Raw genomic sequence first — 6142 nt, 5'->3', positions numbered from 1 at the left:
CGACCTCGCCCTCGTCGAACAGCGCGGCGGCGAGACCGACGCGGTCCATGACCTTCACGCGGTCGAACCCTGGCTTGCGCAGCCGCAGCGCGTCCTCGAAGTGGGTGCTCGCGGCCTGGCGGGGACGGCCGATTCCTGTGAGGTCGCGAGCGGAGACCGCGCGGGCGCCGGCGTGCTCGGCGGCGTCGAAGTACGCCACCCACTCCGGCACCTCGGCGCCGAGCCCGTCCGCCAGGAGCTCGTCGGCCGCGCCGAGATGCTTGTCCGCCCGGCGCTCGTCGCCGAGAGCCGCGTGCACCCGGCCTGTCTGCGAGGCGACCAGCGCCCGGGTCGCGGGCACCCGGGCCTTCGCGGCGGCCACGCCGAGAAGACCGAGGGCGTCGTCGGGGCGGCCGAGATAGATCATCTGGTGCGACATCCGGGTGACGATCTCCACCCCGCGATCCGGCTGCCCCGCCTCGCCTGCGGCGTAGACGCCGTAGCTCCAGTACCGCTGTGCGGTCGGGTACCGGCCGCAGTCGTGGCTGACCCACCCGGCGAGTGCCGCCAGGTCGGCGGTCGCCGTGAACACCCTCGTGCGCAGGCTCGGGGGAACCCCGTCCTGGATACGGCGGGCGATCTCGGCGAGCTGGGCGACGATCGGCGAGCGGTACAGGCCGCCGCCCTTGGAGGCGTCGGCCTGCGTGAAGAAGGCGGTCACCTCTTCCAGCGCGGTGACGGTGTCCGCGTCGAAGCCCTTGCGGTCGTTGTTCAGGGCGCGGGCAGTGCCGCCGAGCATCCGTTCGGCAGCGAGGATCAGCGGGGCGCCGACGGCGAGCTTCAGGGTGTCGCGGCGGTTCATGAACAGGTCCATCTGTGTCCATCCGGCCAGGGCCTGTGCGGCTGCCTCGGTCAGCAGCGGGAGCTGGATGCTATCCAGCACCGGGCCCGTGGCCGTCAGGCCGAGATCACCGGGAGTGAGTGGCTGTCCGGCAGCTTCGGAGAGGACTTCCGCGAGAAGGGCGGGGACCGGTGGGCGGGGCCTCTCGCCGTCGATCCAACGCCGGATACGGGTCGCGTCGGGGGCGATCTGCCGGTGACCTTGGGCTTTGGCCACCGCAGCGATCCTTCGGGCGATCTCCCCGTGGGACAGGCCCGTCGCCGCGATCCACAGCTCCAGGTGCGGGTTGCTGGATCTGCTGGCCATATCGGTGCCTCGCCTTCCCCGCCTGCGTATACGGAGCGTGGCATTTCCGCCACGGTTCGCGACCCCTACGGTACTGGTCAGGGCACCTGTCGGGCATCGATTTCTGTGCAGGCGGCAGCCGTCCGGCTGACCGCTCTCGGTACAGGGGAAAGGATTTCGCATGGCGACGCTTGCATTTGAGGCTCCGTGGGCGATGCGGCTGGTCACCAACCGGCTGCCGGTCGGCCCGTCGTCGTACGCGGCGGTGACGCTCGACCCGCTCTCACAGACCGCCCGCTACACCGACACCGCCGGCCGCGTGGTAGAGCTGGGCAAGCACGGCACGTCGAAGACGACCGGCACCGCGTCGATGTCCGGGGGCGGCGACGGGCAGAACCCGCAGCCGCAGACCCAGGACGACAACACCACCGACTACGAGTCGGACTGACCGATGGCCTCCACCGTCCTGGTCGTCACCGCGCTGGAAGACTTCACCGCGGACAAGGTCATCGCCGCGCTGAACGAGCGTGAGGTGCCCGTCGTACGCGTCGACCCCGCCGATATCGGGCCCGCCCTGACCTTCGCGGCCCGCATCGGGCAGGACAGCCCCACCTGGGGCGGACGGCTGCGCGCGGCTAGCCCTGTACTTCGCGGGTCGTTGAATCGGTTGGAGTAGAGGGTTCGGTCGTGTCCGGGTCGGGGCTGTGGGCGTTAGCCGGGTGTGTCGATGACTTCCCGGTCTCCGCGGCCTCGGTCCCAGCGTCAGCGTCTTGAGTGTGTGGTGACGTCTGTGGTGGAGAAGCGTCTGGGCGCTCTGCCTGTCGCTGCCGAGTTTCTGCGCCGGCTGGACGTGGCGGGGATCGTCGACGGTTTGTGCCCGTCCGCGCCGAGCGCGCACCTGACGCACGGGCAGGTCATCGAGGCGCTGGTCGCGAACCGGCTGACCTCGCCGATGCCCCTGTTCCGGGTCGGTGACTGGGCCCGGACCTGGGCGGTGGAGGAAGTGCTGGGGATCGAGGCGGGCCTGCTCAACGACGACCGCCTCGCGCGGGCACTGGACGCGATCGCCCCGAAACTGGAGCAGATCGCGGGCACGGCGGCGCGCGGGCGATCACCGAGTTCGGCATCGACGTGTCCCGGTTGCACTGGGACATGACGTCGATGTCCGTCCACGGGACCTACCCCCTGGAGGACCAGGACGACGCGTTCCCGGTGATCAAGCACGGGCATCCCAAGGACCGCAGGGTGGACCTGAAGCAGGTCCAGGCCGGGCTCGCGGTCACCGGTGACGGCGGCATCCCGGTCCACGCCCGGGTCTTCGGCGGCGGCGCGGCCGAGGTGTCCCAGGTCGTCGGGGCGATGAAGGACCTGCAGAAGCTGGCCGGCGAGCAGGAGTTCCTGCTGGTCGCCGATTCCAAGCTCGTCTCCTACCCGAACGTCGCCGCACTGCTGGAAGCCGGGACGGCGTTCATCGCCCCGGTCCCGGCAGCCCAGGTCAAGGACGGCTTCTACGCCGCCTTGGACCTGGAGGCCGCCACCGTCGTGGATTGGGTGCCCGGCCGCGACGCGGACAAGGACCCCGCCCAGCGCGAGGTCTACCGGGTACTGGAAGACGTCCACACCCTGAACGGCCCGCGCAAGCGCGACCCGGTCCTGGAAGTTCGCCGAATCCTGGTCCACTCCACCGGCAACGCCGCAGGCCAGCAGGCCGCCCGCACCAAACGCCTCACCCGCGCCACCGAGGACCTGGACAAGGTCCGGCGCGGAGCCGGCGGCAGGTACTACAACACCGCCGAGAAGATCGCCGCCCGTGTCGGGGTGATCGCCAGGACCCGCCGGGTCGTCTCCTGCCTGCGCACCGAGATCAGCGAGGACGACCACGGCAGGCCCACCCTGGCCTGGCACTTCGACCAGGACGTCCTGCGGACCGAAGCCGCCGCCGACGGATGGTACGCCCTGCTGACGGCGCTGACTGCCGAGCAGGCATCCCCGAGCCGGGTCCTGATCCAGTACAAGGGCCAGGGATCGGTCGAGCGCCGCTACGCGGACTTCAAGGGCCCCCTGGCGGTCACCCCGCTGTTCGTGCAGCACAACCACCGCGTCGCCGCCCTGATCCAGGTCATCTGCCTGGCCCTGCTGGTCTTCAGCCTGATCGAACGCCAGGTCAGACAAGCCCTGGGCCCCGAGCAGACCATGGTCGGCCTCTACCCGGACAACCGCCGAGTGCGGCCAACCGGCCGGATGATCCTCTACCACCTCGGCGAACTCACCCTGCGGATCGGAAACGTCACCGACCCACCCACCGTCCAGATCACCCGCGGCGTCCAACTCCACCTCCTGGACCTCCTCGGCATCGAAGTCACCCAAACCCACTGGCCAATGACCTGAAACGGTGACCCGCGAAGTACGGGGCTAGCCGGGAGGTGGAGCTGGGGGAGGTGGCGGCGGTCTACTACCGCCGCCCCACCCCCTACGCCGCCCGGTATCAGCACCTGCCCGTCCAGCAGCGGGACTTCGCCGCCGCCGAGGCCAGGCACGGGCTCGGCAGCATCCTGAACAATCTGCACGGCGCGACGTACGTCAACCACCCCGCCGCGGTCACCCGGGCCGACTTCAAGCCCGCCCAGCTCCAACGCTTCACCGAGCTCGGGCTTCAGATTCCGCCGACCCTGGTCACCAACGACACGGAGGCGGCCCGCGAGTTCGCCGCCGAGCACAGCCCCATCATCTACAAGGCATTCCGCGGCCTGCCCCCGGGCGAGGACGGGCACACCGGGGCGATCTGGGTCCAGCGCGTCGACCCCGACACCTTCGACGACACCCTCTCCGTGACCGCGCACCTGTTCCAGGCCGAGATCCCCAAGACCGGTGACGCACGGGTGACCGTGGTCGGGCGCCAAGTGTTCGCCCAGCAGATCGCCGCCCCGGACGGCGCGCTGGACTGGCGCCGCGGCAACTGGGACGACCTGATCCACGCTCCCATTGCCGTCCCGGCCCCGATCGAGGCCGCGCTGCACAGCTACCTGACCTCCTTCGGCCTGGCCTTCGGCTGCTTCGACTTCGCCCTGACCGGCGACGGGGATGCCCCGGAGCACTGGACGGCGATCGAATGCAACCCGAACGGCCAGTGGGGCTGGCTCCCGGACGCAACCGCCATCACCGAAGCGTTCGCCGACATCCTGAGCAGGAAGGAGGCGGTGCTCCGTGACGATGCCCGCCGACCTTGAGACCGACGCCGCGCGACTGCGCGAGACGATGGCAGGCGCCCTCACCGAGGACGGTGTCCTTGCCGATCCGGCCTGGAAGGAGGCTGTTCAAGCGGTGCCGCGGCACCGGTTCGTGCCCGGCTTCTACCTGCCCGCCGACGGACATGACGGGCAGGGCCTGACGGTGTGGAAGCCGGTCACCGCCGAGCTCGACTACGGTCGGTGGCTGGCCGCTTCGTACTCCGACACCACGCTCATCACGCAGTTCGACGGCGAGGAACCCGACTGGAAGCAGCCCGCCGTACGGCACGGCGGGGCCCCGACGTCGTCCTCCACGCTGCCCTCGCTCGTCGTGCGCATGTGGACCGACGCCGATATCCAAGAGGGGCACACGGTGCTGGAGATCGGCACCGGGACCGGCTATTCGACCGCGCTCGCGTGCGAGTGGCTCGGCTCCGCCGACGTCACGTCGATCGAGGTCGACGGCCGCCGGCTGGAGCAGGCGGCGAGCGCGCTGTACGGGTGCGGCTACACGCCGACCCTGGCGGTGGCGGACGGCCTGTACGGGTACTGGCCCGAGGCCCGGTTCGACCGGATCGTGGCCGCCTGCTCGTTCCGCGCGGTGCCCCCGGCCCTGCTCGCGCAGACCCGGCCGGGCGGGAAGATCCTGCTCACCCTATCCGGCTGGCTCTACGGATACGCCCGCGTCCTCCTCACGGTCGGCGCCGACGGAACCGCCGAGGGCCAACTGCTCGGTGGCACGGTGTCGTTCATGTCGGCGCGTACGCACGCGGCGCCGGTGTTCGGCAACCCCGCCCACTGGGCCGCGGGCCTGCCGGACAGGCCTCAGACCACCCGGCACAGCCCAGAGCGGATCAGCGCCGCCACCGAGGAGGCGTTCCACCTGCGCTTCCTTGCCCAGAGCGCGGTGCCCGACGCGCAGATGACGACCGTGGGCGAGGTGGTGCACCTGGTCGACGTCGTCACCGGCTCCGCGGCCACCCTCACCCCGGGCGACGGCGGTTGGCAGGTGCGCGAGGGCGGGCCGGTGAAACTGTGGGAGCGGATCGAGCGCGTCCTGGACGCCCACGATGCGGCCGGGAAGCCTGGGCCGGAGACGTTCACTCTGCACGTCTCCGACGGTGGCCAGCATCTGCGCCACCCGCAGATGTCCAGCCTTCCGCTTCCCCGCCCCTGACCTGCGCTCCACCGGTTAGGGGGCCTGTACACGGCCTTGGTGCCGCCCTTCCCCCCGTGGGGCGGTGCTAAGGCCGCTTGCGTCTATTCCTCGGTGGCGTTCGGGTCCCGCTGTGCCCGCAGGGTCCCGTCTCCGTGGCTGCGGACGATCGGGGAGCGCCCGTGGAAGTTGATGTGTTCGTGGACCAGCGGGAACTTCTGGGGACCTCCGGGGAGTCAGCCGAGGCGCGTGCGGCGCGCGCCGTCGATCTCCGTGCCGTCCGCCGGGTTCCGGTTCGTGGACCAGAACCCGCAGCCCCAGGTCTGGGTGCCGTCGGTGACGGTGTGGCAGATCCACTCGCCCAGGACGACGGGGCCGGCGCAGTTGTTGCCGATCGCCCACAACTGGTAGCCGACGTAGGGATGACCGCGGTACTCGGTCCGCAGACTCTCGCAGACGTAATCGGCCGTGACCGTGGCCGTCGTGGTGACGGTGGCGGCCTGGGCTGCGGGGGCCGGGGCGAAGACCGCTGCGAGAACTGCGGCTGTACAGGCGCCGAGGCGCAACTTCGTGTGGTTCTCCTCCCGCGCCGCG

At 70.8% G+C, this 6142-nt stretch carries 8 protein-coding genes; 6 read left to right on the top strand and 2 right to left on the bottom strand.

The window, feature by feature from the left end; genetic code table 11:
• Positions 1-1186 (bottom strand): Tat pathway signal protein (locus tag RV986_RS00165; RefSeq protein ID WP_475915425.1); only part of this gene is annotated, 1186 nt, incomplete at its 3' end.
• A gap of 160 nt (positions 1187-1346) precedes the next feature.
• Between RV986_RS00165 and RV986_RS00160 the strand changes: the two genes are divergently transcribed.
• The 6 genes from RV986_RS00160 (at position 1347) to tgmC (ending at position 5569) form a co-directional block, all read left to right on the top strand.
• Positions 1347-1613: a putative ATP-grasp-modified RiPP gene (locus tag RV986_RS00160; protein WP_475915424.1), complete on the top strand. Its 267-nt coding sequence runs from the start codon at positions 1347-1349 to the stop codon at positions 1611-1613.
• A gap of 3 nt (positions 1614-1616) precedes the next feature.
• Positions 1617-1841 (top strand): hypothetical protein, encoded by a 225-nt coding sequence (locus tag RV986_RS00155; protein WP_475915423.1) that lies wholly within the window; start codon positions 1617-1619, stop codon positions 1839-1841.
• 114 nt (positions 1842-1955) lie between these two features.
• On the top strand, positions 1956-2321 hold the full coding sequence (locus RV986_RS00150) for a DUF4277 domain-containing protein (protein WP_475915422.1): 366 nt from the start codon (positions 1956-1958) through the stop codon (positions 2319-2321).
• Positions 2318-3553: an IS1634 family transposase gene (locus tag RV986_RS00145; protein WP_475915421.1), complete on the top strand. Its 1236-nt coding sequence runs from the start codon at positions 2318-2320 to the stop codon at positions 3551-3553. The genes RV986_RS00150 and RV986_RS00145 overlap by 4 nt, the downstream gene beginning before the upstream one ends.
• A 35-nt stretch (positions 3554-3588) precedes the next feature.
• Complete coding sequence (locus RV986_RS00140; protein ID WP_475915420.1) at positions 3589-4392, top strand: MvdC/MvdD family ATP grasp protein; 804 nt, start codon at positions 3589-3591, stop codon at positions 4390-4392.
• A complete protein-coding gene (tgmC, locus tag RV986_RS00135) occupies positions 4370-5569 on the top strand; it encodes an ATP-grasp peptide maturase system methyltransferase (protein WP_475915419.1) in 1200 nt (399 codons plus the stop codon). Before RV986_RS00140 ends, tgmC begins: the two co-directional genes overlap by 23 nt.
• Positions 5570-5784: 215 nt before the next feature.
• Here tgmC and RV986_RS00130 read toward each other — a convergent pair whose 3' ends face one another.
• Entirely contained in the window at positions 5785-6114 is a 330-nt protein-coding gene (locus tag RV986_RS00130; protein ID WP_475915418.1) for a hypothetical protein, read from the bottom strand.
• Between the last annotated feature and the right edge of the window lie 28 nt (positions 6115-6142).

This window comes from Streptomyces sp. RLA012 (assembly GCF_056270325.1).
The sequence above is the reverse complement of the archived record's forward strand: the minus strand, read 5'-3'. Positions and strand labels throughout refer to the sequence as shown.